This window comes from Nonomuraea sp. NPDC003727 (assembly GCF_053586935.1).
On record NZ_JBSFNE010000006.1, the window covers coordinates 327,708 to 351,565 of the forward strand.

Sequence of the window (23,858 nt, forward strand, 5' to 3'; positions counted from 1 at the left end):
CGACGGTTACGCTGGTGTCTCACGTGCCGTAGTCGGGTGGCGTCGGGGGGTTACGTTGGGTGCGCAACTACGCCGGATCCGTCAGCGGATCAGGTCGGTCAGATCGACGGCGAAGATCACCCGCGCGCAGGAGCTGATCGCCTCCTCACGCGTGGGCAAGGCGCGTGACCGCGCCATGGACGCCGAGCCGTACAGCAGGGAGATCTCGCGGGCGGTGTCGGCGCTGGTCAGCCATCGCATGCGGATGAACCACGCGCTGCTGAACACGCGGCCCGACACCTCGCGGGTGGCGGTGCTGCTGATGACGAGCGACAGGGGTTTCGCGGGCGCCTACAACCAGAACGTGCTCCGTCACGCGCGGGCGCTGGCCACCCTGCTGGAGGGCCAGGGCAAGGAGATCATCCCCTTCGTCACGGGGCGCAAGGGCGTCGACTGGTTCGGCTTCCGCAACAGGGAGGTGCGCGGGAAGTGGATCGGGGTGTCGGGACACCCCGACTACGCGACGGCCGCGGAGATCGGGCGGACGCTGATCGAGGCCTTCGACATGCCCACGCGGGACGGCGGGGTCGGCGAGGTGCACGTGGTGTACACGCATTTCGCGTCGATGCTGACCCAGCAGACGACCGTGCACCGGATCCTGCCGATGGTCCTGGAGGAGGTGGAGGAGCAGGACGAGGACCGGGCCGCGGACGTGCTGCCCAAGGCGCCCTACGAGTTCGATCCCACGCCTGAGGCGGTGCTCGACGAGATGCTGCAGAAGTACGTCCGCTCCAGGATCTGGTACATGATGCTCGACTCGGCGGCCGCGGAGTGGGCGGCCAGGCGCACGGCGATGACGGCGGCGACCGAGAACGCCCTGGAGCTGGTCGAGCGGCTGACCAGGGAGGCCAACGAGGCCAGGCAGGCCGAGATCACCACGGAGCTCAACGAGATCGTCGGCGGGGTCGAGGCGCTCAAGCACCATTGAACAATTTGGAAAATCCGGACAAAAGAGATAAAACCTCCTCCAAGTCTTTCTCGGGGAGGTCGCGGAATGTCCCTGTCCGCACGCGAGCGCAAGATTCTCGACGCCATCGCCCGCCAGCTCGCCACTGAGGAGCCCGCGCTGGTCCGCGGCTTCGCCGAACACGGCCGCGGGCCGGTGACCGCCGAGCGGATCAACGGGCGCTGGGAGGCGTGGCCCGTGGCTCTGATCGCGGTCTGCATGGCGGTCTTCGCCGTCGTGCTGCTCGTGTCCGGCAACCCCCGCAGCTGAGCCCCTCCGGCGCGCCCGCCCGCTCTCTCATGAACAAGAGAAGATGGTTGAGCTGGGCGTTTTAGCGTACTCACCGACGGGGACGCCCCGAATGTCACATGACGTCCGGGGTATCCGCGTTGGGGGGCGCAATGGGAGAGCCACGGCCGCCTGAAGGCGGAGGCGTCGGCACCGTCGAGACCGAGCTGACGGGCGTCACCGAAGGCCCACAACGCAGTCTCGGCCTCGGCGCGGCCATCGCCCTGGTGATCGGCAACATCGTCGGCACCGGCATCTTCCTGCTCCCCGCCTCGCTGGCCGCCTTCGGCACCGTCAGCATCGTGGCGATGGGCCTGGTCACCCTCGGGGCCATCGCGATGGCGATCGTCTTCGGCAGGCTGGGCGCGCGCATCCCGGCCGGCGGCGGCCCCTACGCCTACGCGCGCAACGCCTTCGGCGAGTTCGTCGGCTTCTGGAACGCGTGGTCGTTCTGGCTGACCGCGTGGATCGGCAACGCCGCCATCGCCGTCGCGTGGGTCGGGTACGTGCAGTACTTCGCGCAGCAGGTCTTCGGCCTCAACTGGACGGGCACGACCGCGGCGATCGTCATCGCGCTGGTGGGGCTGTGGATCCCCGCGGTGGTCAACCTGATGGGCCCCAAGAACATGGCCGCCTTCCAGCTCGTCACCACGGTGCTGAAGTTCGCGCCGCTGCTGTTCGTCTCGCTGGTCGGCCTGTTCTTCATCCAGGGCGGCAACTTCGGGCCGTTCAACGCCACGGAGGGCAACGTCGTCGCCGCGATCTCCCTCGCCGGCGCGGTGGCGTTGTTCATCTACTCGGGCGTGGAGAGCGTCTCCATCGCCGCGGAGAAGATCAGGGACCCGATGCGCAACATCGGGCGCGCCAGCGTCATCGGCGTGCTGGCCTGCGCCGTGCTCTACATGCTGAGCACCGTCGCGGTCATGGGCACTGTGCCGTACGCCGAGCTCGTGAAGTCGTCGGCGCCGTTCGCCGACGCGATCAACAACATGTTCGGCGGCACCGGGGGCGGCATCGCGATGGCCGCCTGCGCCATCTTCTCCGGCATCGGCGCCCTCAACGGCTGGACCATGCTGGTGGCCGAGATGCCCAAGGCCGCGGCCCAGGACGGCATGTTCCCGCCGCTGTTCGCCAGGGAGTCACCGCGCGGGGCGCCCATCCCCGGCATCCTGATCGGCACCGTCCTGACGTCGGGCATGCTGCTGGTCGCCTACTCGTCGGAGAACGCCTTCAACACCATCGTGCTGCTGGCCTCCTTCACCACCGTCATCCCCTACTTCTTCTCCGCCTGCGCCCAGCTGTTCTGGCTGGTGACGGGTGAACGCCAGGTCAACAGGGGACGGCTGGGCCGCGACCTCGTCATCAGCGTCGTCGCGCTGCTGTTCGCGTTCTGGATGGCCTACGGATCAGGCCCCGAGGCGGTGCTCGGCGGAACGCTGATGCTCCTGGTGGGTGTGCCGGTCTACATCTGGGTGAAGGCCAAGCGCGGCGAGTACGGCCCGCTGGTCTAGGAAAGGAATACCTGTTATGACCTTTCATGTCGATTCCGAGGTAGGCAGGCTCCACCAGGTTCTGCTGCACAAGCCCGAACTGGCGCTGAAGCGGCTCACCCCCACGAACAAGGACGAGTTCCTCTTCGACGACGTGCTGTGGGTGCAGCGCGCGGTGGAGGAGCACGAGGAGTTCCAACAGACGCTGCGCGACCAGGGCATCACCGTCCACATGCTGGCCGACCTGCTGCGCGAGACCCTCGACATCCCCGAGGCGCGCAAGCACATCCTCGACCACGTCGTCGACGAGCGCTGGCACGGGCCGCTGGCCACCGACGCCATCCGCAACACCCTCGACTCGCTGCCGTCGAAGGACCTGCAGCAGGCCCTGACCGGCGGCATCACCAAGTCGGAGATCATGGAGCGCGGGGCCGACCCGAAGAGCGTCGCCTTCCACGTGCTCGGCGGGAACGACTTCGTCCTTCCGCCGCTGCCCAACCACCTGTTCACGCGTGACACCTCGTGCTGGATCTACAACGGGGTGTCCATCAACGCGATGAGGAAGAAGGCCAGGCAGGCCGAGACGGTCAACTTCGAGGCCATCTACACCTACCACCCGATGTTCACCTCGGAGGCGGGCCGCTTCCAGGTGTGGATGCCGGGCACCAAGGTCGCGCCCGCCACCATCGAGGGCGGCGACGTCCTGATCATCGGGCGGGGCGCCGTGCTGATCGGGATGAGCGAGCGCACCCAGCCGCAGGCGGTCGAGATGCTCGCCCGCCACCTGTTCGCCACAGGCGGAGCCAAGAAGATCGTCGCGCTGGACATGCCGAAGGCCCGCGCGTTCATGCACCTCGACACGGTCATGACCAACGTGGACGTGGGCGTCTTCACCAAGTACGCCGGCCTCGGCATGCTGCCGTCCTACACGATCGAGCCGGGCGACACCGAGAAGGAGCTGAAGGTCACCGACCACCCGGCCGAGGACATGCACAAGGCGATCGCCCAGGCGCTCGACCTCGACGACATCAAGATCCTCACCGCGACCCAGGACGTCAACGCCGCCGAGCGCGAGCAGTGGGACGACGGGTGCAACGTGCTGGCCATCGCGCCGGGGGTGGTGGTCGCCTACGAGCGCAACACCACCACCAACAACTACCTGCGCGACAACGGCATCGAGGTCATCACCATCCGCGGCAGCGAGCTGGGCCGCGGCCGGGGCGGGCCGCGCTGCATGAGCTGCCCGCTGGAGAGGGACGGCATCTGACCATGGGCTTCAACCTTCGCAACCGCAGCTTTCTGAAGGAGCTCGACTTCACGCCCGCGGAGTTCGGCTTCCTGCTCACCCTGTCCGCCGAGCTCAAGCAGGCCAAGTACGCCGGCACCGAGCAGCGGCGGCTCACCGGCAAGAACATCGCGCTGATCTTCGAGAAGACCTCGACCAGGACCCGCTGCGCGTTCGAGGTGGCCGCCCACGACCAGGGCGCGCACGTGACCTACCTCGACCCCTCGGGTTCGCAGATGGGGCACAAGGAGTCGGTCAAGGACACCGCGCGCGTGCTGGGCCGGATGTTCGACGGCATCGAGTACCGGGGTTCCAAGCAGGAGCACGTCGAGGAGCTGGCCGCCTACTCGGGCGTCCCGGTCTGGAACGGCCTGACCGACGAGTGGCACCCCACGCAGATGCTGGCCGACATGCTCACCATGCGGGAGCACACCGACAAGCCGCTGCGCCAGGTCTCCTTCGCCTACCTCGGCGACGCCCGCAACAACATGGGCAACTCGCTGCTGGTCACGGGGGCGATGTTCGGCATGGACGTGCGCCTGGTGGCGCCCAGGTCGCTGCAGCCCGACCCGACGATGGTCGTCAAGCCGGCCACGGACCTGGCCAGGCAGACCGGCGCCACCCTGACCATCACCGAGGACGTGGCCACGGGCGTCGAGGGCGTCGACTTCCTCTACACCGACGTCTGGGTCTCGATGGGCGAGCCCAAGAGGGTGTGGGACGAGCGGGTCAGGCTGCTCAAGCCGTACCAGATCAACGACGAGGTGGTGGAGGCGACGGGGAACGACGGCGTGAAGGTCATGCACTGCCTGCCCGCCTTCCACAACAGGGAGACCAGGGTCGGCGAGGACATCTACGAGAAGACGGGACTCGACGCCCTGGAGATCACCGAGAGCGTCTTCGAGTCGCCCCGCTCGATCGTCTTCGACCAGGCCGAGAACCGCCTGCACACGATCAAGGCCATCATGGTCGCCACCCTGGGGAGCTGACATGAAGGTCCTGGTGGCGCTGGGGGGAAACGCGGTCCTGCGGCGCGGCGAGCGGCAGGACGACCACGTCCAGCGGGCGAACCTGGCCGCGGCGATCAGGCCGCTGGCCAAGGTCGCCGAGCGGCATGAGCTGATCATCACGCACGGGAACGGTCCACAGGTGGGCATGCTGGCCCTGGAGAGCGCCGCCGACCCCAAGCTGACCAAGCCCTACCCGTTCGACACGCTGGTCGCCGAGACGCAGGGCATGATCGGCTACTGGATGCTCCAGGCGCTCCAGAACGGCCTGCCGGGCCGCCAGGTGATCTCGATCATCACCCAGACCCTGGTCTCGGCCGTCGACCCGGCCTTCCAGAACCCGACCAAGTTCGTCGGGCCGGTCTACGACCAGGCGGAGGCCGAGAAACTGGCCGAGGAGAACGGCTGGGTGGTCAAGCCCGACGGCCAGTACTGGCGCCGCGTGGTGCCCTCGCCCAAACCGCAGCGTGTGGTCGAGACGCGGCTGATCCGCGGACTGATGCGGGACGGCGTCATCGTCGTGGGCGCCGGGGGCGGCGGCGTGCCCGTCATCCGCGACGAGAACGGCCGGCTGACGGGCGTCGAGGCCGTCATCGACAAGGACCTGACGGGCTCGCTGCTCGCCGAGGCCCTGGAGTGCGACGCCTTCCTCATCCTCACCGACGTGGAGCGCGTCATGCGCGACTTCGGTACCCCCCAGCAGACCGAGATCGGCCACACGACGCCGCACGAGCTGCGCGCGATCGACTTCCCCGCGGGGTCCATGGGCCCCAAGGTGGAGGCGGTCTGCAGGTTCGTGGAGACGACCGGCGACATGGCGGCCATCGGGCGGCTGGATCAGGCCTTGGAGATCCTGGACGGCAAGGCGGGCACCATCATCACGCCCAACGCCACCTGGCCGCTGTCCAGCACGTTGTAGGGAGGTGCCCGTGGCGCTGGCCGAGCGGCTGTTCCGCACCAAGCCCACCGACCAGATCGTGGCGGAGGGCGGTCATGGGGAGGGCGGCGACCTGCGCCGCACCATGTCTTTGTGGCAGCTGACGCTGTTCAGCGTCGGCGCCACGCTGGGGACGGGGATCTTCGTCATCCTCGGGCAGGCGGTGCCGAAGGCGGGGCCCGCGGTGGTGCTGTCCTTCGTGCTGGCCGCCATCACCGCGCTGTTCTCCGCGCTGTCCTATGCCGAGCTGGCCGGGACCATCCCGGTGTCCGGGTCGTCCTACTCCTACGCCTACGCCACGCTCGGCGAGCTCGTGGCGTGGGTGTGCGGCTGGTGCCTCATGCTCGAGTACGCGGTCTCGGTCGCGGCCGTGGCGGTGGGCTGGGGCGAGTACCTCAACACCTTCTTCGAGAGCACCTTCGGCTTCTCGCTGCCCGACTCGATCACCCACTCCCCCGGCAACCAGGGCGGCGTGATCAACCTCACGGCCATCCTGATCGTCCTGCTGGCCACCTGGCTGCTGCTGCGCGGCACCTCCGAGTCCGCCACCGCGAACACGATCTTCGTCTACATCAAGGTGGCCGTGCTGATCTTCTTCTGCGTGGTCGCCTTCACCGCCTTCAACTCGGCCCACTTCACGCCCTTCGCGCCGCTGGGCGTCGCCGGCATCACGGCCGCGGCCTCCCAGGTGTTCTTCTCCTACATCGGCTTCGACGCCGCCTCCACCGCCGGCGAGGAGGCCAAGAACCCCAAGCGCGACCTGCCCCTGGCGATCCTCCTGTCGCTGAGCATCGTGACGGTGATCTACGTCCTGGTCGCCATCGCCGCCATCGGGGCCATGGCCTGGACCGACTTCGATCCCGAGAGCACCGAGGCCGTCCTCGCCGTCATCGCCAACATGGCCACCGGCTCCACCTGGGCGGGGGCCATCGTCTCCTTCGGCGCGGTCATCTCGATCGCCAGCGTGGTCATCACCGTCCTGTACGGCCAGACCCGCATCCTGTTCGCGATGTCCCGTGACGGGCTGATCCCCAAGATCTTCGAGAAGGTCAACCCGCGCCGCCAGGTGCCCGTCGCCAACACGATCATCGTGAGCCTGTTCGTCACCGTGCTCGCCGGGTTCGTGCCGCTCGGGCAGCTGGCCGAGGCCACCAGCATCGGCACGCTGTTCGCCTTCGCCATCGTCAACGTCGGTGTGCTGGTGCTGCGCCGTACCAGGCCTGACCTGCCGCGCAGCTTCCGCACCCCGCTGTTCCCCGTCACCCCGGTGCTCGGCGTGATCTTCTGCGTGCTGCTCATGTCCGAGCTGGCGGGGGTCACCTGGGTGGCGTTCCTGCTGTGGTCGGCCGTGGGCCTGCTGGCCTACTTCGCGTACGGCTTCAGACATTCGCGGCTCAACACCGGGAGCATCCGATGAAGCCCGAGCACGTCCTGTCCGGTTTCCTGCCCGACTCCCGGGGCCGCGACGGCCTGACGCTCGCCGTCATGCTGGCCAGGCAGGCAGGCGCGCGGCTGACGGTCGCCACCATCCAGCCGCCGCCGTGGACCACGCCGGGCCCGGCCAAGGCCGAGGAGAGCGCCTGGCTGGCCTTCCTCAACGAACAGGTCGAGGCGGGCTTCGAGCAGGCCAGGAAACTGGCGGGCGACGAGGCCGAGTACGTCATCCACTACAACAGGGGCAGCGGGCGGGGCCTCGTGGAGGTGGCTCGGGCCGCGGACGCCGACCTCGTGGTGATCGGCTCGGGCCCGCGGGGCCGCAAGGGGAGCATCTCCCTCGGCAGCACGGCCGACCAGTTGCTGCACGCCTCTCCGGTGCCGGTGCTGCTGGCCCCCAACGGCTACGCCGAGCAGGCGCCGCGGCGCATCGAGCGGCTGACCGTGGCCTACCGGCGCAGCCCGGGCTGCGACGCGGCCCTCGCCTCCGCCGTGGAGCTGGCCGCCGCCCTGGACGCGCCGCTGCGGCTGGTGACGCTGGTGGTCGGCGCGGGGCGCGCCAAGATCGAGCAGCGGATGCTCGACGGGCTGCGCGCCCAGGCGACGACCGACCTGGAGAAGGCGGCGCGGGGCTGGGAGCCCGAGGCGGCGATCGAGACGCTGGCGGGCAGGACCGTCGCCCAGGCCATGGACGGAACGTCCTGGCTGGACGGCGAGCTGATCATCGTCGCCTCCAGCTCGTCAGGACCGCTGCGGCGGGTCTTCCTCGGTGACACATCGGTCAAGATCATAAGGGTGGCGCCGCGTCCTGTGCTCGTTCTGACCAGACAGCCCGGCGGCTCTCGGCAAACAGTGACGAAGTAGTGTTGGCCATGGGACAAGAGTGATGTTTGAGGCGGACCATCCCGGACCGGATTCGGCATCTTTTTTCCAATCAGCTTGACCTTAGGCGTCCACAGCTTTACCGTCACTGTCCGTAACCACACCTTGCGGCGTACCGGGGTAAACCCCAGTAGCCCGGCTACCGAAGGTGCCTGTCCGGCACCCACCCCCCGGTGGTCCAGGCAATCGTCGCGAGGGAGGACAATCAACTGAGAGCAGCACATACAACAGCCGGGGGCCACACAATGCCGTCTGAGTACGCCAAGTCGCTGGGTGCACGACTCCGCGCCATCCGCACCCAGCAGGGTTTGTCCCTGCACGGAGTCGAAGAGAAGTCGCGTGGACGCTGGAAGGCCGTCGTCGTGGGTTCCTACGAGCGTGGCGACCGGGCGGTCACGGTGCAGAAGCTTGCCGAACTTGCCGACTTCTACGGCGTGCCGGTCTCGGAGCTGCTGCCGGGGGGTGCAGCGCCCAGCCCTCTCGGGCCGACGCCGAAGCTTGTGATCGACCTGGAGCGTCTGGCGACGCTGCCCAAGGAGAAGGCCGGCGCGCTGGCCCGCTACGCGGCCACCATCCAGAGCCAGCGCGGCGACTACAACGGCAAGGTCCTCTCCATCCGCCAGGAAGACCTGCGCTCGCTTGCCGTGATCTATGACAAGTCGCCCAGTGAGCTGACGGAGGAGCTCATCAGCTGGGGTGTGCTGGACGCGGAGGCCCGCAGGGCCGTCGAGTCCTTCTGACGCTCCCGTAGGCGCGGGCGGGGCGCTTCCCGGTGATCGGGGCGCCCCTTTCGTCGGTCTCCGGCGGCGCGCCCCGGCCCCAGACCCCCGCACCAGACTCCCCCCACCGCCCGTGGTGCCGGTGAAGGAGGGACACATGGCCGTTCAGGTCGCGGTGTGCGGGCCGCGAGAGTGCTCGGCCGCGGACCGGGACAACGCCCGCGAGCTGGGCCGGCTGCTCGCCGAGCGAGGGGCCGTGGTGGTGTGCGGCGGCTACGCGGGGGTGATGGAGGAGGTCGCCGCCGGAGCGCGGGCCGCCGGCGGAACGGTCGTGGGCATCCTGTCGCGCGCCGACCGGGAGGGCGCCAACCCGCACCTGACGATCGTGGTGCCCACCGGCATGGGCGAGGCGCGCAACGGCGTCATCGTCAACTGCGGGGACGCGGTCATCGTGGTCGGCGGCTCGTGGGGCACGCTGTCGGAGCTCGCCCTGGCGATGCGCAAGGGGCGGGTGCCCGTCGTGCGGCTCGGTGGCTGGCAGGTGCTCGACGAGCAAGGTCATCCTCTCCCCGGCGTCCGGTACGCCACCAGCCCCGAACACGCACTGGAGCTCACCGGCCTGTGGTCGTGAGAGCGATGGTTCGGCGCCTTTCCCGAAACCCGTTCGCCCGCCGACGCGTGGTTACCCGCATGAAAGCGAGCGGCAAGCTGTCCTGCCTATAAATCTGCCAATAGAGGCACATATAGGACTTTTTGGACAGATCCATGGACTGGCAGCACGAATGGCTCACGTCGTTCACATCAACCGCGGTGACCTTCGGCGGCATCGTCCTCGGCGGCGCCCTGGCGGTCCCGCTGCTGACCCGCTACACGCGCTGGGGGCGGCAGTTCCGGCTGCTGGCCTTCCCGTACTTCCGGCCCGGCCGCACGTGGGCCAGCCGCCGGCCGCTCCTGGCCATGCTGCTGGTGCTCTGGCTGACGGTCGTCGGGGTGCGCCTGGAAGTGCTCGCCTCCTACGCGACCAACGGCCTGTTCACGTCGTTGCAGGCGATGGACCCGGACACGTTCTGGCTCCATGTCATCGTGTTCGCGGTCCTGGCGGCGATCTACGTCGTCAGCAGCCAGCTCGCCTACCTCATCACGCAGCGCCTGATCATCCACTGGCGAGACTGGCTCAACGACCGCGCGGTCGCCGACTGGCTGGACGGCCGCGCCTACCATCGGGGCAGGTTCGTCGCGACCCCGGTCGACAACCCCGACCAGCGCATCGAGCAGGACATCACGCAGTTCGTCGAGCAGTCCTACGACCTGTCGCTCGACGCCGTCCGCGCCGCCCTGCGGCTGGTGTCGTTCACCGCCGTCCTCTGGACGCTGTCAGGACCGATGACGATCTTCGGGTACGAGGTGCCCAGGGCGATGGTCCTCCTCGCCTACGCCTACGTGATCGGGGCCTCGTTCATGGCCTTCAAAATCGGCCGCCCGCTGATCCAGCTCACCTTCCTGAAAGAGAAGTTGTCCGCTTCCTATCGATACGCGCTGATGCGCCTGCTGGACAACTCCGAGAACATCGCGTTCTACGGCGGTGAGGAGGTGGAACGGACCACCCTGGCCACCAGGTTCCGCTCGGTCATCGGGAACGCCTGGCAGTGCGCCAAACGGTCGTTGCGGCTCCAGGCGTTCAACGGCGCGGTGTCCCAGGCCTCGATCGTGTTCCCGTTCATCATCCAGGCGCCGCGCTTCTTCCACGGGGCGATCTCGCTCGGCGACGTCACCCAGACGGCCGACGCCTTCAGCCAGGTGCACGAAGCGCTGTCCTTCTTCAGGTACTCCTACGAGAGCTTCGCCGCCTACCGGGCGACACTGGACCGGCTCACGGCGCTGACGGACGCCAACAAGGAGTCGCGCGCCCTGTCCGGACCGGCCTTCACCAACCGGCCCGACGCACTGGAGATCGAGGACCTCCAGGTGTGGCGCCCCAACAGCCAGCCGCTGATCGAGAACCTGACCCTGAGCATGAGCCCGGGGCAGGCCCTCCTGGTCAGAGGACCCTCGGGAAGCGGCAAGACCACGTTGCTGCGCAGCCTGGCCAGCCTGTGGCCGCACGCGCACGGCGTCGTCCGCCGCCCCGCGGGTCCTCACACGCTGTTCCTGTCGCAGCAGCCGTACCTGCCTCTGGGCGACCTACGCACCGCGCTGGCCTACCCCGAGCCCGCGCACCGCATCGGCGAGGAGCAGGCCCGCGAGGCGTTGCGTTCGGTCCACCTCGGCCACCTGGAGGACCGCCTCGACGACGAGGCGCACTGGGCGCGCACGCTCTCGCCGGGCGAGCAGCAACGGCTCGGGTTCGCCAGGATCCTGCTGACCCGGCCCAGCCTGGCCTTCCTCGACGAGGCGACGTCCGCTGTCGACGAAGGGCTCGAGCACACGCTGTACCAGCTGATCCGCGAGCGCCTACCGCGGTGCATGTTCGTCAGCGTGGGCCATCGCCGCACGCTGCACCCCTTCCACACCCACCACCTGCAGCTGCTCGGCGCCGGACGCTGGGGGATGGCCGCGGCAGGCGGATAGCCGTTGCGGCGCCGGTCAGGCGCGGCCCGCCCAACTCCCGGTCCTCCGCCCAGCGCCATCGCGGAGCGAGTCCGTGGCACCGGAGCGCAGGGCCGGCCGTGAGGCCGCAGCACGGGGGGCCGAGCTGTGGGACCGGCCCGTGAGACCGGAGCGCGGGGCTGAGCTGTGCGTGGGGCCGGGCCCGAGCCGGGCCATGGGGCCAGGACGTCGCAGGCCCGACCGCCGGGTCGGAGCGCGGGCCCGGGGCGCGGGACCAGGGCGTCGCAGGCCCGACCGCCGGGCCGGAGCGCGGGACCAGGGCGCGGGACCAGAGCGTCGCGGGCCCGACCGTAGGGCCGGAGCGCGGGACCGGACCACGAGACCGGGGCGCGGGACCGGGGCGTGGGGTCGAGACCGTCGCGGGCCGGACGTGAGGCGGGGCGTGGGGTCGAGGCCGTCGCGGGCCGGGGCGTGAGGTTGAGACCGTCGCGGGCCGGGGCGGGGGGCGGGGCGCGAGGCGGGGCGCGTCAGGCGGGTGTGGCGTGCCGGGCGAACTCCCACGGGTCGTGCGCGGAGAACACCCGCACCTCGTCGGCGTGGTCGCGCACGAGCTCGCGCAGCCTGGCCTGGTTGGCCACCCGTAGCTCCCCGTCCACCTGCGAGTCCAGCTGCACGATGTCGAACAGCAGGTGCGACTCGGGCCCGGCCGGGTCGATCTCCTTGTGGTAGAAGTACGCGTCGCCGGCGTGCAGCCACCAGCCGTCCCCGTCCCTGACCGCCACCGCCGCGTGCCCCACCGTGTGACCGCCGAGCGGCACCAGCAGGAAGTCAGGTGACAGCCCGCGCAGCGGCTGGGCGCCCGCCAAGCCGTACCACTCCTCGCGCGACTCCCCCGTGGCGTACAGCTCCCAGCGGGGGCCGTGCGACCAGTGCGCGGGACGGTAGCGGCGGCTCGGCGCCCCTGCCATCGCCGCCGCGTGCTCGGCCGCCATCACGTGGACGGTCGCCTCGGGGAAGTCGGGCAGCCCGCCCGCGTGGTCGACGTCGAGGTGGGTGAGCACGATGTGGCGCACGTCGGCGGGATCGTGGCCGAGGTGGGCGATCCGGCGGAGCGCGGTCTCGCCCCTGTCGAGGCTCGGGGCGACCAGCTCCACCCACTCCGGGTCGAGAACCTCCTCCGGCCGCTCGACCGAGTCGACGCCGAGGCCGGTCTCGACCAGGACGAGACCGTGGGCGTCCGTCTCGACCAGCAGGGCGTGGCTGACGGCGGGGGCTGGGGCGAGCCCGTCGTAGGTGGGGTCGACGGTGCGCATGGAGGCAAGGTTCAGATGGTGAACTTTCATCATGCCCCTAGACTGCGACTTGAATCGCGGTTCAAGTCAAGGGGTACGAAGAATGCTGCTCGACATCGGCGAGGTGGCCCAGCGGTCGGGGCTGGCGGCCTCGGCGCTGCGGTTCTACGAGCGCAAGGGGCTCATCAGGGCGACCGGGCGCAACGGGCTCAGACGCGCGTACGAGCCTGACACGCTCCACCGGCTGGCGTTGATCGCCTGCGCGAGGAGCGCGGGGTTCTCCCTGGGCGAGATCGGCCGGTTGCTGGACGCCAAGCCGTCCGACGAGGCACTGCGCGACCGGATCGCCGAGAAGGCGCGCGAACTGGACGACCGGATCGCGCAGCTCACCCGGATGCGTGACAGCCTGCGCCACGCGGCCTCGTGCACGCACGACCCGCTCGTCGCCTGCCCGGAGTTCAAGCAGATGGTGCGCGGGACCGGATGATGCTCAGCGCCTCATGACACCGGAGACCACTGTGCGCGGGCGGACGAGCGCACAGAGAGCGGGAGCGGGAGCGGGGGTGTGAACGCGCGGGGTGGAAGGGGGAGGTCCGGCTCGCGGAGGGATCGAGCCGGACGGCCGGCTGGGCGTTCATCCTCCCACCGACGAGAATGACGCGACCAGCCGCGACTGAGACCGGGTGTGCGGCCCTCAGCCCGCCAGCGGGACGCTGACGGGAAGGGCGGGCTGCCCGGCGACGCCGAGGATTTCCTCGACCATGGACACGAACGTCTCGGCCTCGGCCAGGAGCTCGTCGGCGTCGGCGAGGGTCACGCCGCGCACCATGCCCGCCTCCGCGGCCGCGCGCTTGGCGGCGCTGACGGAGAAGTAGGCGGCCCACTCGGCGAGCCTGGGCTCGACCTCGGGCAACAGCTCCCAGGCACTGCGCAGCCGGCGCCTGCGCCCTTCCATCGGACGGGGCCGGGCGGCCAGGATCGCCGCCGCCGCGCGCAGGGCGGCGAGGTGGGCGGCGACGTAGCGGGTGGCGGGGGTACGGGCCGTCACGGCGTCGGCCAAGCAGGTGCGTGACTCGGTGAGGTGCGCCCTGACTGCGGGCGACAGTCGGGGCCCGTGCGTGTCGCTGAGCCTTGTCGTCATGCCAGCCTCCTTTGAGGGGTCGTGGCGGCTCCCGGCGTCTCCGTCGGTGGAGCCAACACTCGCAGACGCCACCGACATTTCCGCCGGGCGACCGGACGAGGAGCTTCCCCTCTCCCCGTCCGGTCAAGGCGCGCCCGCTCGTCTCCGCCGACGACGAGGACGCGCCTTTCGCCCGTGGAACCCGACCGCGGGCCCCGCATGGGGGTGGCGGGAGCCCGCGACCAGGTTCTTCGACGCGAGCCGCGAGTCTCACGTCACTCCGTCGAACATAATTTCGATGACCTTGAATGTCAACCGATTGGCGAACACAGGTTCGATCATGGGGCCTGACCTGCGGGGCGAGCGCGACACGCGGAGCGACCGGGACACCGGGCGATGCCACAGGAGGACCGCCAAGAGGCCCCTGAGGGACGCGAAGAGATCGCTGGAGGCACGCCAAGAGGCCGGGAGGGATCGTCGGGAGATCGCCGAAGGTACGCCAAGAGGCCCCGGAGGGGACCGCCAAGAGATCGCTGGAGGCACGCCAAGAGGCCGGGAGGGATCGTTGAGAGATCGCTGGAAGTACGCCAAGATGCCGCTGGAGGGGCCGCCGAGAGACGCGGGCGATGCCGCCCGAGGACTCCCGCGCCTCGGCACGGCGGCGCCACCACCTGCGGGTCTCTGCGCATCGCCGCGGCGATGGCACCACCTATGGGACTTCCGTACATCGGCGCGGCGTCGACGTCGAAGGACTCCTCGGTCGCCGGGACGATGGCGCCCACGAGGCACTTGCCGATCGGCGCGACGAACTCGCGAAGGGCGCCCACAGATCGGCTCAGTGACACCCGAGGGCGCCCATCGAGCAGGCGATGACCGAGGGCTCCCACGGATCAGCGGGATGACACCCGAGGGTGCCCGAAGCAGGCGATGACCGAGGCCGCCCACAGATCAGCGCGATGACCGAGGGCACCTACAGATCGACGCGATGGCCGGGGGCGCCCTCGGACCGGCGCTATGAGGGCCGAAGGCCGCCTACGGATCGACGCGGGTGATGGCGCCGGAGGGGCACAGGGTGAGCGCACGGCTCACGGCGTCCTCGGCCTCCGGCGGCACCTCTGCCGACGTCAGCACGACCAGGCCCTCCTCCTCGTCCTGGTCGAACACCAGCGGCGCGGTCAGCACGCACATGCCCGCGCCGATGCACACGTCCCTGTCGGCCTTGACCTTCACCACGCCACCTCCAGTGCGTGCACGCCGTAGATGCTCATGTCCGAGCGCATGGGCACCGCGTCCACGGGGACGGCGAGCCGCAGGGCGGGGAAGCATCCGAGCAGCGCGGGGTAGGCCACCCGCATCTCGATCCTGGCCAACTGCTGCCCGAGGCACTGGTGGATGCCGTGCCCGAAGGACAGGTGCCCGCCCGCGGGCCGCCGCACGTCGAGGACGGCAGGGTCAGCATAGCGGGCGGGGTCGCGGTTGGCGGCCGGGATGGACACCGCGACGCAGTCGCCCGCCTTGATGAGCGTGCCCTCGATCGTGACGTCCTCCACGGCGGCCCGCGTCGCGCCGAAGTGGATGATCGACAGGTAGCGCAGCAGTTCCTCCACCGCGTTGTCGATCACGGACGGGTCGTCGCGGACGAGCGCCAGCTGTTCGGGGTGCTGCAGCAGCGCGAACGTGCCGAGCGCCAGCATGTTGGCGGTCGTCTCGTGACCCGCCACCAGCAGCAGGAACCCCATGCCGGCGATCTCGTCGTCGCTCAGCTCGCCGCTGTCGACCAGCCCGGTGAGCATGTCGTGGCCCGGCTCGGCCCGCTTGCGCGCGACCAGCGTGTAGACGTACTTGATCAGGTCGCCGACCTTGGCCGTCAGTTGCTCGGGCGAGTTCGCCAGCCGCAGCAGCTCGGTCGTGTCGCGCTGGAACTGCTCCCTGTCGTCGTACGGCACGCCGAGCAGCTCGCAGATCACCAGCGAGGGGATCGGCAGTGCGAAGGTGCGCACCAGGTCGGCGGGCGGCCCCGCGCGTTCCATGTCGTCGAGGCGAGCCGCGGTGATCTCCTCGATGCGCGCCCTGAGCTGGTTCATCCTGCGCACGGTGAATTGCCCGGTGAGCAGGCGCCGGTAGTGCGTGTGCTCGGGCGCGTCCATGCGGAGGAAGAATCCGGGCGGCACCTCCCCCTCGGGTACGCGCCGCGAGGCGAGCAGCGGGTGCAGCCGCCGGGGGACGGTGCTGAACCTCGGGTCGGCCAGGACGGCCCGGCCGGCCGCGTGTCCCGTCACGAGCCAGCCCTGGTGTCCGTCCGCGAAGGTCAGCGGCCGCACCGGCGCCGGGTCGTCGAAGAGCTCGTCGGGCGGGTCGAACCTGCGCTGCCGGGTCATCGGGTAGCTCATGTCGCGCTCCTTCGTGAGATCGACGTGATCGACTACCCTCCAGAAAACCTCATCGCATGCAAAATTTCCATCAGTGCACTACATTGCTTCAATGACGGATATGGCAGGACTTCGGGCGCGCAAGAAGGCAAGGACCAGGCGCGCGCTCGTCGAGGGCGCGATGCGGCTGTTCGCCGAGAAGGGGTTCGAGCAGACGACGCTCGCCGAGATCGCCGCCTCCGCCGAGGTGTCGACGCGCACGTTCTTCAGCTATTTCGCCGGCAAGGAGGACATCGTCTTCTTCGACGCCGGGGAGCGCCTCGACCGGACTCTCACCCTGGTGGCCGCGCGGCGGCCGGGAGAGTCGGTGGCGCAGCTGCTGCTGCGGGTGGTCGAGACGGGCGCGACCTGGGAGGACGATCTGGCCAGGAGCCTCGGGGGCGAGCGCTTCCGGCTCGTGATGACGGTCCCCGCGCTCCAGGCGAGGGCGCTCCACCTGCTGTTCGACAGCCAGCGGCGGACGGCCGAGGCGCTGTGCGCGGCCTACCCGGACGAGCTGGACCCGGTGGCGGCTGCTGCCGCGGTGGGGGCGATGGTGGGCGCGACGAAGCTGGCGGCCGTCATGAGCCTGTCGAGGGGCGAGCCGTACGCCGAGGTGTGGGCGGCGGTACGCGCGGCGGCGCGGATCGTCGCCGGCGGTCTCGACTCGCTCGGCACCACGAGACGATCCGCCTGAGACCCGCCTGACGGTCCGGCCTGAGACCCGTCTGACGGTCCCGCCTGACGGTCCCTTCTGAGGCCCGTCTGAGGCCCGTCTGACGGTCCGTCTGAGGGCCCCGCCTGACGGTCCGCCTGAGGAGGCCCGCCTGAGACCCGCCTGGCGATCCCGCCTGAGACCCGCCTGACGGTCCGTGGTCCGTCTGAGGAGGCCCGCCTGACGACAGCCTGCGCCCGCCAGGGCTCCTCACCCGAGGTCCTGAACCACTGACCTACGGCGGCGCGCCAAGCGGCCGGCGGAGCGCGGCGGGTTGGCGGTCGCCCACGTCCTGCCCGGGATGGCGTCCCCGCGTGACCGCCGCGAGCCGGCACGGCCGCGCCACCGGCCGGCCCGACACCCGGTCGCTGATCGGCTACGACCACCGACCGGGGTCAGGACCTCCTCGGCTAGCGCCTGAAACGGCCCCGGACGTGCACGGGCACGCCCTTGCCGAGCATTCCGGGCAGCACCTCGGCCACGTTCATCGGCAGCCGCACGCAGCCGTGGGAGGCCGGGTACAGCGGCACCGACAGCGCGCCGTGGAAGGCGATGCCGCCGTTGAAGAAGATCGGGTTGTAGAGCTGGCCCAGGTACGACTTGTGCCAGCCCTTCGCCCGCCACGTCGTCCGGTAGTCGCCCGTCGGCGTGGTCGCCGACCCGCAGAACCGCTGCGACTTGCCCTGCCAGACCGCCGTCTCGCAGTACGGCACGCCGCTGCCCGACGAGGTGTGGGAGATCAGCTTCACCTGGTCGTCGACGTAGTAGACCAGGATCTGCTTGGTCAGGTTGACCTCGACCCTGGTCGGCTTGCCGTTCTTGACCAGGACCTGCGGCTGCTTGGGGTTCTCCAGCGCGTCCCAGGTGCGCCTGCCGACCGTACTGGTCGGCCTGATCCCGTTGACCTTCTGGAACGCCCACACGGCGGCCAGCGTGCTGCCGCCGTACCTGCCGTCGGCCTTGCCCGGCAGGTAGGAGAGCTCCCGGAGCCGCTTCTGCAGCCACACGACCGCCGAGCCCTTCGAGCCGAGCTTCAGCGTCTTGTCCGGCGCGGTGACGGTCCGCTCCACCCGCGCCATCGCGCCGGCCGCCGTGGCGGGCGACGTGACGGGCGACGTGACGGGCGACGTGACGGGCGCCGTCACGGGCGCCGTCACGGGCGCCGCGGCGGGCGACGTGACGGACGCGGGGGCGCGCATGACCGCGGCCGCGGGCTGCGGCGTGGCGGCCGTGCCGCACGCTGAGAGAACGACGGTGCCCACCGTCAAGAGAGCAGCCAGGCCGAGCTGGCGCCGAGCTCCCATGCCATCCATCCCCTCAAATAATTAACAATCGAATCAAAGGACCCTAGCGCACCACCATGGACCGGCAATTCCTGGGTCAATCTGTTTAGAGTGGGCGCATGCCGGAAAAGTTCTTGCACCCCAACGCTGTTCGTGTCGCATCGGCGCTGCGTGAGCTGGGCGCGACGGGTGAGATCGTGGTGCTGCCCGAGTCGGCGCCGACGGCCACCGCGGCGGCCGCGCAGCTGGGGTGCGAGGTCGGCGCCATCGCCAACAGCCTGATCTTCGCCGCTGACGGCGCTCCGCTGCTGGTCCTGACCAGCGGCGCCCACCGCGTGGACGTCGAACTGGTCGCCCGCACGGCGGGGGTCGAGCGGGTGCGCAGGGCCACCCCTGATTTCGTCCGCGAGGCGACGGGCCAGCCGATCGGCGGGGTCGCCCCGGTCGGGCATCCGGCGCCCATCCGCACCTTCGTCGACACGTGGCTGGACAAGCACGACCAGGTCTGGGCCGCCGGCGGGCACCCGCACACGGTCTTCCCGACCACCTTCGACGAGCTGTTGCGCATCACCGGCGGCACGGCGGTCGAAGTCGAGTGATAGCCATCCGCGGCACCGGATCTGCGGAGTTCACCGACCGTCTCGAGTCGGTGATGGGCATCTACACGGCCGCCATGAAGCCGCCGGCCGACCAGCTCGCCGGACGGCAGGCGATCATGCGCGGCCACGGCGCCAACCCGGCCTTCCGCTGCCTGTTCGCCGAACTACCCGACGGCCGGGCCGCGGGTTTCGCCTACGGCTTCCACGGCCAGGCCGGACAGTGGTGGCACGACGTGGTCTATCGCGCGCTCGCCGAGAAGTCGGGCCTCCAGGTGGCCGACGCCTGGCTGGGCGACTCGCTGGAGGTGGCCGAGATCCACGTCCACCCCGACTACCAGGGCAAGGGCATCGGCAGGGCGTTGATCCACGCCCTGTGCGAGGGCCGTCCCGAGCGGTCGGCGGTGCTCTCGACGCACGACCAGCCGACGGCCGCCCGGCACCTCTACCGGGCGGTGGGCTTCACCGACCTGCTCACCCAGTTCGTCTTCCCCGGCGGGTACGAGCACTACGCGATCGCGGGCACGCCCCTGCCCCTGCCCCCGCGCTGAGCGGGCGCGGCGGCGGGATCAGGCCGACAGGGCGGCCGGCTGGATCAGCTGGAACACCTCACGCGTCGCGCTCGACCGGTTGAAGGTGATGAAGTGGATGCCGGGGGCGCCCTCGTCGAGCAGCCGCTGGCACAGCTCGGCCCCGTGGTCGATGCCCAGCCGCCGGACGGCGGCCGGGTCGTCGGCGACGGCCTCGAAGCGGGCGGCGACGTCGGGCGGGAACGGCGCGCCCGACAGCTGCTCGGACCTGGCGATCGTGCTCATCTTCGTGACGGGCATGATGCACGGGATGATCGGCGTCTCGCAGCCGCGCGCCGCCACCCGGTCCCTGAGCCTGAAGTAGTCGTCGGCCCGGAAGAACATCTGGGTGATGGCGTAGTCGGCCCCGGCCGAGCATTTCCTGACGAAGTACTCGGTGTCGCTCTCGATGTCGGGCGAGCGCGGGTGCTTGTAGGGGAAGGCGGCCACGCCGACGCAGAAGTCTCCGGCCTGGCGGATCAGCTTGACCAGTTCCTCGGCGTAGAGCACGCCTTCGGGATGGCGGATCCAGTCGCCGTTGGGGTCGCCCGGCGGGTCGCCGCGCACGGCCAGGATGTTGCGCACCCCGGCGTCGGCGAAGCGCCCCACGAGGTGGCGCAGCTCGCGGACCGAGTGGTTGACCGCGGTGAAATGCGCCACAGGGGTGAGCGTGGTCTCGTGGGCCAGCCGCTCGACGATGTCGACGGTGCGGTCCCTGGTGGAGCCGCCCGCGCCGTAGGTGACGGACACGAAGGTCGGCCGCAGTGCCTCGAGCTCCCTGATCGACCGCCAGAGCTGGCGCTCGCCCTCCTCGTTCTTCGGAGGGAAGAACTCGAAGGAGAAGGAGCGGCCGCCAGAGGCGAGGAGATCGCGGACGGTGGGGACGCGATCGGGAAGGACGGAGGGTCGACCCAGAGCCATAATCCAAGGCTACCGGTACGGACGCGGGCGACGTGGCCACGTCCATATGACGGGAGCGGGAGATCGAAACGCCGGCTACAGCCCGTTACTCTCATGGCATGAGCCTGGACACCCTCCGTACCGAGGTGGATCGCTCCCTCGGGGAGTTCCTCGACCGGCAACGTGCCGTGGTCAGCGGCCCCGACCTCGCCCCCCTGCTCAACGCGGCCAGAGAGCTGCTGGCGGGCGGCAAGCGGCTGCGTCCCGCCTTCTGTTACTGGGGGTGGCGCGCGGCGGGCGGTTCCGACGAGCCCGGCGTCTTCGTCGCGGCGGCCTCCCTGGAGCTGCTGCAGGCCAGCGCGCTGGTGCACGACGACGTCATGGACAAGAGCGACCTGCGCAGGGGCATGCCCTCGGCGCACCGCCGCTTCCAGCACCTGCACGAGAAGAGCGACTGGTACGGCTCGGCCGAGCAGTTCGGCGAGGGCGCGGCGGTCCTGCTGGGCAACCTGCTGCTGATCTGGTCGGGCGAGATGTGGCGCTCGTGCGACCTGCCCCACCTGGCCGTCGCCCAGCCCTTCCACGACCACATGCGCACCGAGCTGATGTGCGGCCAGTACCTCGACCTGCTGGAGCAGGCCCACGGCGAGAACACCTTCGAGTCGGCCCTGCGGGTGGCGCTCTACAAGAGCGGCAAGTACTCGGTGGAGCAGCCGCTCAGGCTCGGCCTGATGCTGGCCGCGGGCGCCGGCGCGCCGTGGATCGACGAGCTGTGCGTCGAGTACGGCAACCGCGTCGGCATCGCCTTCCAGCTGCGCGACGACATCCTCGGCGTGTTCGGCGACCCGCTGGAGACCGGCAAGCCCGCCGGCGACGACCTGCGGGAGGGCAAGCGCACCATGCTCATCGCCCGCACGCTGGCCGCGGCCACGCCCGAGGACGCCGCGACGGTGCGCAGGCTGCTCGGCGACCCCGGCCTCGACGCCGAGGGCGTCGCCAAGCTGCGCGGCGTCATCGAGGCCAGCGGCGCGCTCGAGGCGTGCGAGAAGATGATCGGCACGTACCTGGAGGAGGCTCTCGCCTCGCTCGACGACGCGCCGATCACCGCCGAGGCCCGTGCCGCCCTGGCCGAGCTGGCGGTGGCCGCCACCTCGCGCAAGACCTGACGGGCCGCGGCGGTCGCGGACCTACCGGCCCAGCCGCTTGGCGAACTCGGCCGCCACCGCTCCGGGGTCGTCCGCCTCGGTGATCGCCCTGACGACCACGACGCGGCTGACGCCGTACGACCTGACCTCGTCGAGGTTGCCGAGGTCGATGCCGCCGATGCCGAACCACGGACGGTCGCCGAGCCCCGCCGCGTGCCTGAGCAGGGCGGGTCCAGGCGCCGGCCGGCCTGGCTTGGTCGGGGTGGGCCAGATCGGCCCGCAGCAGTAGTAGTCGACGCCCTCCTCGACGGCGGCGGCCGAGGCCTCCGCCGTCGAATGGGTGGACCTGCCGATGAGGATGTCGTCGCCGAGTATCTCTCGCGCGACGCTCACGGGCAGGTCGTCCTGGCCCAGGTGAAGGATGTCGGGGCGGGCGGCGAAGGCGATGTCGGCCCGGTCGTTGACCGCCAGGAGCGCGCCGTGACGGTCGCACGCCTCGCGGAAGACCTCCAGCAGCGCGAGCTCCTCGCGCGCCTCCAGGCCCTTCTCCCTGAGCTGGACGATGTCGACGCCGTTGGACAGCACCGCGTCGAGGAAGTCGGCCAGGTCGCCGCGCTTCCTCCGGCCGTCGGTGCAGAGGTAGAGGCGGGCTTCAGAAACCGAGCGCTTGGGCACGCCGCTTGACCTCGGTATGGCGACCCGCCTTGATCGCGTCGATGGGCGAGCCGGGCAGCGACTCGTCCGGGGTGAACAGCCAGCGCAACGCCTCGGCGTCGTCGTAGCCGGCGTCGAGCAGGAGCGTGAGCGTGCCCGGCAGGCCCTTCACCACGTCCCTGCCCTCGAGGAACACCGCCGGGACCTGGGGGCCGCCCGCGCCCCGCCGTACGCCGAGGAGCTTGTGGTCCTTCAGGAGCTGCTTGGCCCGCCCGATCGAGAGGGCGAGGCGGTCGGCCACTTCGGGAAGCGTCAGCCACTCGCCGACGAGCTGGTCGGTTTCCCGGTCTATCTGCGCAACAGAAAGCGTCACGAATCCACCACTACCACATCGCATCCGGCTTCAAACTACACAGTCACGTATCCCGACCTCGGGATCTTCCAGGCGTAGGGGGTCGAGTCGCTGTCCTGACTCGATGATCCTACGGCCCTGGACGAGGTCGCGTGGCCTGTTGACGGTCAGCACCCCGGCCAGCCTGTCGGTGTCTGTCAACCAGCAGACCGACCACTTGGCCGCCGAGGGATCGCCGCGGCGCAACAGGCGCGCGCCGGCATGGTGGCCGGCGTACTGCACCATGTGGCCGAACTGCTCCGACCAGAAGTACGGCACAGGATCATAGACCGCCTCGTCGCCCAGCAGCGTGGCCACGGCGACCTCGGGGGCGTTGAGCGCGGTGTCCCAGTGCTCCACGCGCAGCCTGGTGTGGAAGCGGCGCGACCACCAGGCCGCGCAGTCGCCGACGGCCACGACGTTCGGCAGGGAGGTGCGCAGGTGCTCGTCGGTGACGACGCCGTTGTGCAGGTCGATGTCGGAGCCGGCCAGCCACTCGACGGCCGGGCGGACGCCGATGCCCGACACCACCACGTCGGCTTCGACGAAGTCGCCGTCGACCAGGCGCACCCCGCCCTCCTCCACGGCCGCGACCATGGTGTCCAGCCGCAGGTCCATGCCCTCGTACCAGGGGACGGTGTCGCCGCCCACCTCGGGCCCGAGCACGTGCGCGAGCGGGGCGGGGCCCGCCTCCACGACGGTGACCCTGCAGCCGGCCGTACGGGCGGCCGTGGCCACCTCCGCGCCGATCCAGCCCGCGCCGATGACCGTGACCCTGGCGTCCGCCACCAGGCGGGCCCGCAGCTCCAGGGAGTCGTCGAGGGTGCGCAACACGTGCTGGCGGCCCTCGCCTGGCAGCCTGATCGGCTCCGCCCCGGTGGCGATGACCAGGCCGTCGTAGCCGATCTCGCCCTCGGTCGTCTCCAGGACCCCCGCGCGCAGCCCCTTGGCCGACACCCCCGGCCGGTGCTCCACCCGCATGGCCTCGAGGTCGGAGTCGACGAAGCTGGAGTCGGCCGTGCCGAGCAGCACCGCCTTGGACAGGGGCGGACGATCGTAGGGCCGGTGCCGCTCCTCGCCGACCAGCGTGATCCTGCCGCTGAATCCACGAGATCTCAGCGCCTCGACGCTGCGTATGCCTGCCAGTCCGGCGCCCACCACCACGACATGATTCACGCTCAGACCATAACCAATCCGGCGCCGGTCACCAG

At 70.3% G+C, this 23,858-nt stretch carries 25 protein-coding genes; 16 read left to right on the forward strand and 9 right to left on the reverse strand.

Annotated features, from left to right (window positions below; translation table 11 throughout):
- The first annotated feature begins 55 nt into the window (after window positions 1-55).
- The 11 genes from ACWDLG_RS17915 (at window position 56) to ACWDLG_RS17965 (ending at window position 11,595) form a co-directional block, all read left to right on the forward strand.
- Entirely contained in the window at window positions 56-967 is a 912-nt protein-coding gene (locus ACWDLG_RS17915; RefSeq protein ID WP_449921121.1) for a F0F1 ATP synthase subunit gamma, read from the forward strand.
- Between the two features lie 66 nt (window positions 968-1,033).
- Complete coding sequence (locus ACWDLG_RS17920; RefSeq protein ID WP_354910199.1) at window positions 1,034-1,255, forward strand: DUF3040 domain-containing protein; 222 nt, start codon at window positions 1,034-1,036, stop codon at window positions 1,253-1,255.
- Window positions 1,256-1,386: 131 nt separating this feature from the next.
- Window positions 1,387-2,784, forward strand: coding sequence for an amino acid permease (locus tag ACWDLG_RS17925; RefSeq protein ID WP_449921123.1), 1,398 nt, complete (start codon window positions 1,387-1,389; stop codon window positions 2,782-2,784).
- A 16-nt stretch (window positions 2,785-2,800) separates the two neighbouring features.
- The gene (locus tag ACWDLG_RS17930; protein WP_449921126.1) at window positions 2,801-4,030 is read left to right on the forward strand and encodes an arginine deiminase; all 1,230 of its coding nucleotides are present in this window, start codon (window positions 2,801-2,803) and stop codon (window positions 4,028-4,030) included.
- A 2-nt stretch (window positions 4,031-4,032) separates the two neighbouring features.
- Window positions 4,033-5,037, forward strand: coding sequence for an ornithine carbamoyltransferase (gene argF / locus ACWDLG_RS17935; protein WP_449921128.1), 1,005 nt, complete (start codon window positions 4,033-4,035; stop codon window positions 5,035-5,037).
- 1 nt (window position 5,038) lies between these two features.
- On the forward strand, window positions 5,039-5,974 hold the full coding sequence (gene arcC, locus ACWDLG_RS17940) for a carbamate kinase (RefSeq protein ID WP_354910190.1): 936 nt from the start codon (window positions 5,039-5,041) through the stop codon (window positions 5,972-5,974).
- A gap of 10 nt (window positions 5,975-5,984) precedes the next feature.
- Window positions 5,985-7,409 carry an amino acid permease gene (locus ACWDLG_RS17945; RefSeq protein ID WP_449921132.1) on the forward strand — a complete coding sequence of 475 codons (1,425 nt, stop codon included), beginning with the start codon at window positions 5,985-5,987 and terminating at the stop codon, window positions 7,407-7,409.
- Window positions 7,406-8,290: a universal stress protein gene (locus ACWDLG_RS17950; protein ID WP_449921134.1), complete on the forward strand. Its 885-nt coding sequence runs from the start codon at window positions 7,406-7,408 to the stop codon at window positions 8,288-8,290. The genes ACWDLG_RS17945 and ACWDLG_RS17950 overlap by 4 nt, the downstream gene beginning before the upstream one ends.
- 263 nt (window positions 8,291-8,553) lie before the next feature.
- Complete coding sequence (gene bldD, locus ACWDLG_RS17955) at window positions 8,554-9,048, forward strand: transcriptional regulator BldD (RefSeq protein ID WP_026214021.1); 495 nt, start codon at window positions 8,554-8,556, stop codon at window positions 9,046-9,048.
- A 136-nt stretch (window positions 9,049-9,184) separates the two neighbouring features.
- On the forward strand, window positions 9,185-9,658 hold the full coding sequence (locus tag ACWDLG_RS17960; RefSeq protein ID WP_354910181.1) for a TIGR00725 family protein: 474 nt from the start codon (window positions 9,185-9,187) through the stop codon (window positions 9,656-9,658).
- A gap of 134 nt (window positions 9,659-9,792) precedes the next feature.
- Window positions 9,793-11,595, forward strand: coding sequence for an ABC transporter ATP-binding protein/permease (locus ACWDLG_RS17965; RefSeq protein WP_449921137.1), 1,803 nt, complete (start codon window positions 9,793-9,795; stop codon window positions 11,593-11,595).
- Window positions 11,596-12,101: 506 nt separating this feature from the next.
- On the opposite strand, the gene ACWDLG_RS17970 is transcribed toward ACWDLG_RS17965, so the two are convergent.
- The gene (locus ACWDLG_RS17970; protein WP_449921140.1) at window positions 12,102-12,887 is read right to left on the reverse strand and encodes an MBL fold metallo-hydrolase; all 786 of its coding nucleotides are present in this window, start codon (window positions 12,885-12,887) and stop codon (window positions 12,102-12,104) included.
- Between the two features lie 82 nt (window positions 12,888-12,969).
- Between ACWDLG_RS17970 and ACWDLG_RS17975 the strand changes: the two genes are divergently transcribed.
- Window positions 12,970-13,353, forward strand: coding sequence for a MerR family DNA-binding protein (locus tag ACWDLG_RS17975; RefSeq protein ID WP_449921142.1), 384 nt, complete (start codon window positions 12,970-12,972; stop codon window positions 13,351-13,353).
- A gap of 207 nt (window positions 13,354-13,560) precedes the next feature.
- On the opposite strand, the gene ACWDLG_RS17980 is transcribed toward ACWDLG_RS17975, so the two are convergent.
- The 3 genes from ACWDLG_RS17980 to ACWDLG_RS17990 form a co-directional block, all read right to left on the reverse strand.
- Window positions 13,561-14,007, reverse strand: coding sequence for an SAV_6107 family HEPN domain-containing protein (locus tag ACWDLG_RS17980; RefSeq protein ID WP_354910171.1), 447 nt, complete (start codon window positions 14,005-14,007; stop codon window positions 13,561-13,563).
- Window positions 14,008-15,018: 1,011 nt separating this feature from the next.
- On the reverse strand, window positions 15,019-15,219 hold the full coding sequence (locus ACWDLG_RS17985) for a ferredoxin (RefSeq protein WP_449921144.1): 201 nt from the start codon (window positions 15,217-15,219) through the stop codon (window positions 15,019-15,021).
- Window positions 15,213-16,376: a cytochrome P450 gene (locus ACWDLG_RS17990; RefSeq protein WP_449921145.1), complete on the reverse strand. Its 1,164-nt coding sequence runs from the start codon at window positions 16,374-16,376 to the stop codon at window positions 15,213-15,215. Before ACWDLG_RS17990 ends, ACWDLG_RS17985 begins: the two co-directional genes overlap by 7 nt.
- A gap of 100 nt (window positions 16,377-16,476) precedes the next feature.
- Here ACWDLG_RS17990 and ACWDLG_RS17995 point away from each other — a divergent pair, with 100 nt between their 5' ends.
- Window positions 16,477-17,091 carry a TetR/AcrR family transcriptional regulator gene (locus ACWDLG_RS17995; protein ID WP_449921147.1) on the forward strand — a complete coding sequence of 205 codons (615 nt, stop codon included), beginning with the start codon at window positions 16,477-16,479 and terminating at the stop codon, window positions 17,089-17,091.
- A 428-nt stretch (window positions 17,092-17,519) separates the two neighbouring features.
- On the opposite strand, the gene ACWDLG_RS18000 is transcribed toward ACWDLG_RS17995, so the two are convergent.
- Window positions 17,520-18,413, reverse strand: a complete 894-nt coding sequence (locus tag ACWDLG_RS18000) for a peptidoglycan-binding protein (protein WP_449921149.1) — start codon at window positions 18,411-18,413, stop codon at window positions 17,520-17,522.
- A gap of 98 nt (window positions 18,414-18,511) precedes the next feature.
- Here ACWDLG_RS18000 and ACWDLG_RS18005 point away from each other — a divergent pair, with 98 nt between their 5' ends.
- Both ACWDLG_RS18005 and ACWDLG_RS18010 read left to right on the forward strand, forming a co-directional pair.
- On the forward strand, window positions 18,512-18,991 hold the full coding sequence (locus tag ACWDLG_RS18005; RefSeq protein WP_449921152.1) for a YbaK/EbsC family protein: 480 nt from the start codon (window positions 18,512-18,514) through the stop codon (window positions 18,989-18,991).
- 53 nt (window positions 18,992-19,044) lie between these two features.
- Window positions 19,045-19,539: a GNAT family N-acetyltransferase gene (locus tag ACWDLG_RS18010; protein WP_449921154.1), complete on the forward strand. Its 495-nt coding sequence runs from the start codon at window positions 19,045-19,047 to the stop codon at window positions 19,537-19,539.
- 18 nt (window positions 19,540-19,557) lie between these two features.
- On the opposite strand, the gene metF is transcribed toward ACWDLG_RS18010, so the two are convergent.
- A complete protein-coding gene (metF, locus tag ACWDLG_RS18015) occupies window positions 19,558-20,478 on the reverse strand; it encodes a methylenetetrahydrofolate reductase [NAD(P)H] (protein ID WP_449921157.1) in 921 nt (306 codons plus the stop codon).
- A gap of 98 nt (window positions 20,479-20,576) precedes the next feature.
- On the opposite strand from metF, the gene ACWDLG_RS18020 reads away from it, so the two are divergent.
- Complete coding sequence (locus ACWDLG_RS18020; protein ID WP_449921158.1) at window positions 20,577-21,623, forward strand: polyprenyl synthetase family protein; 1,047 nt, start codon at window positions 20,577-20,579, stop codon at window positions 21,621-21,623.
- A 21-nt stretch (window positions 21,624-21,644) separates the two neighbouring features.
- Here the strand turns inward: ACWDLG_RS18020 and thiE are convergent, their stop codons facing one another.
- Genes thiE through ACWDLG_RS18035 form a run of 3 tightly spaced genes read right to left on the reverse strand, consistent with a single transcriptional unit; the run spans window position 21,645 to window position 23,823 of the window.
- A complete protein-coding gene (gene thiE, locus ACWDLG_RS18025; protein ID WP_449921161.1) occupies window positions 21,645-22,277 on the reverse strand; it encodes a thiamine phosphate synthase in 633 nt (210 codons plus the stop codon).
- Window positions 22,255-22,629: an Rv2175c family DNA-binding protein gene (locus ACWDLG_RS18030; RefSeq protein WP_449921162.1), complete on the reverse strand. Its 375-nt coding sequence runs from the start codon at window positions 22,627-22,629 to the stop codon at window positions 22,255-22,257. The genes thiE and ACWDLG_RS18030 overlap by 23 nt, the downstream gene beginning before the upstream one ends.
- A 30-nt stretch (window positions 22,630-22,659) precedes the next feature.
- Window positions 22,660-23,823, reverse strand: a complete 1,164-nt coding sequence (locus ACWDLG_RS18035; protein WP_449921164.1) for an NAD(P)/FAD-dependent oxidoreductase — start codon at window positions 23,821-23,823, stop codon at window positions 22,660-22,662.
- Between the last annotated feature and the right edge of the window lie 35 nt (window positions 23,824-23,858).

What these genes read in the sequence shown, in the direction of transcription:
- ACWDLG_RS18020 (WP_449921158.1), top strand. Translation starts at nt 20,577, where the DNA reads ATGAGCCTGGACACCCTCCGTACCGAGGTGGATCGCTCCCTCGGGGAG.
- ACWDLG_RS18010 (WP_449921154.1), top strand. Translation starts at nt 19,045, where the DNA reads ATGGGCATCTACACGGCCGCCATGAAGCCGCCGGCCGACCAGCTCGCC.
- argF (WP_449921128.1), top strand. Translation starts at nt 4,033, where the DNA reads ATGGGCTTCAACCTTCGCAACCGCAGCTTTCTGAAGGAGCTCGACTTC.
- ACWDLG_RS17995 (WP_449921147.1), top strand. Translation starts at nt 16,477, where the DNA reads ATGGCAGGACTTCGGGCGCGCAAGAAGGCAAGGACCAGGCGCGCGCTC.
- arcC (WP_354910190.1), top strand. Translation starts at nt 5,039, where the DNA reads ATGAAGGTCCTGGTGGCGCTGGGGGGAAACGCGGTCCTGCGGCGCGGC.
- ACWDLG_RS17970 (WP_449921140.1), bottom strand. Translation starts at nt 12,887, where the DNA reads ATGCGCACCGTCGACCCCACCTACGACGGGCTCGCCCCAGCCCCCGCC.
- ACWDLG_RS17980 (WP_354910171.1), bottom strand. Translation starts at nt 14,007, where the DNA reads ATGACGACAAGGCTCAGCGACACGCACGGGCCCCGACTGTCGCCCGCA.
- metF (WP_449921157.1), bottom strand. Translation starts at nt 20,478, where the DNA reads ATGGCTCTGGGTCGACCCTCCGTCCTTCCCGATCGCGTCCCCACCGTC.
- ACWDLG_RS17950 (WP_449921134.1), top strand. Translation starts at nt 7,406, where the DNA reads ATGAAGCCCGAGCACGTCCTGTCCGGTTTCCTGCCCGACTCCCGGGGC.
- bldD (WP_026214021.1), top strand. Translation starts at nt 8,554, where the DNA reads ATGCCGTCTGAGTACGCCAAGTCGCTGGGTGCACGACTCCGCGCCATC.
- ACWDLG_RS17925 (WP_449921123.1), top strand. Translation starts at nt 1,387, where the DNA reads ATGGGAGAGCCACGGCCGCCTGAAGGCGGAGGCGTCGGCACCGTCGAG.
- ACWDLG_RS18000 (WP_449921149.1), bottom strand. Translation starts at nt 18,413, where the DNA reads ATGGGAGCTCGGCGCCAGCTCGGCCTGGCTGCTCTCTTGACGGTGGGC.
- ACWDLG_RS17930 (WP_449921126.1), top strand. Translation starts at nt 2,801, where the DNA reads ATGACCTTTCATGTCGATTCCGAGGTAGGCAGGCTCCACCAGGTTCTG.
- ACWDLG_RS17920 (WP_354910199.1), top strand. Translation starts at nt 1,034, where the DNA reads ATGTCCCTGTCCGCACGCGAGCGCAAGATTCTCGACGCCATCGCCCGC.
- ACWDLG_RS18005 (WP_449921152.1), top strand. Translation starts at nt 18,512, where the DNA reads ATGCCGGAAAAGTTCTTGCACCCCAACGCTGTTCGTGTCGCATCGGCG.
- ACWDLG_RS17965 (WP_449921137.1), top strand. Translation starts at nt 9,793, where the DNA reads ATGGACTGGCAGCACGAATGGCTCACGTCGTTCACATCAACCGCGGTG.
- ACWDLG_RS17990 (WP_449921145.1), bottom strand. Translation starts at nt 16,376, where the DNA reads ATGAGCTACCCGATGACCCGGCAGCGCAGGTTCGACCCGCCCGACGAG.
- ACWDLG_RS17960 (WP_354910181.1), top strand. Translation starts at nt 9,185, where the DNA reads ATGGCCGTTCAGGTCGCGGTGTGCGGGCCGCGAGAGTGCTCGGCCGCG.
- ACWDLG_RS17975 (WP_449921142.1), top strand. Translation starts at nt 12,970, where the DNA reads ATGCTGCTCGACATCGGCGAGGTGGCCCAGCGGTCGGGGCTGGCGGCC.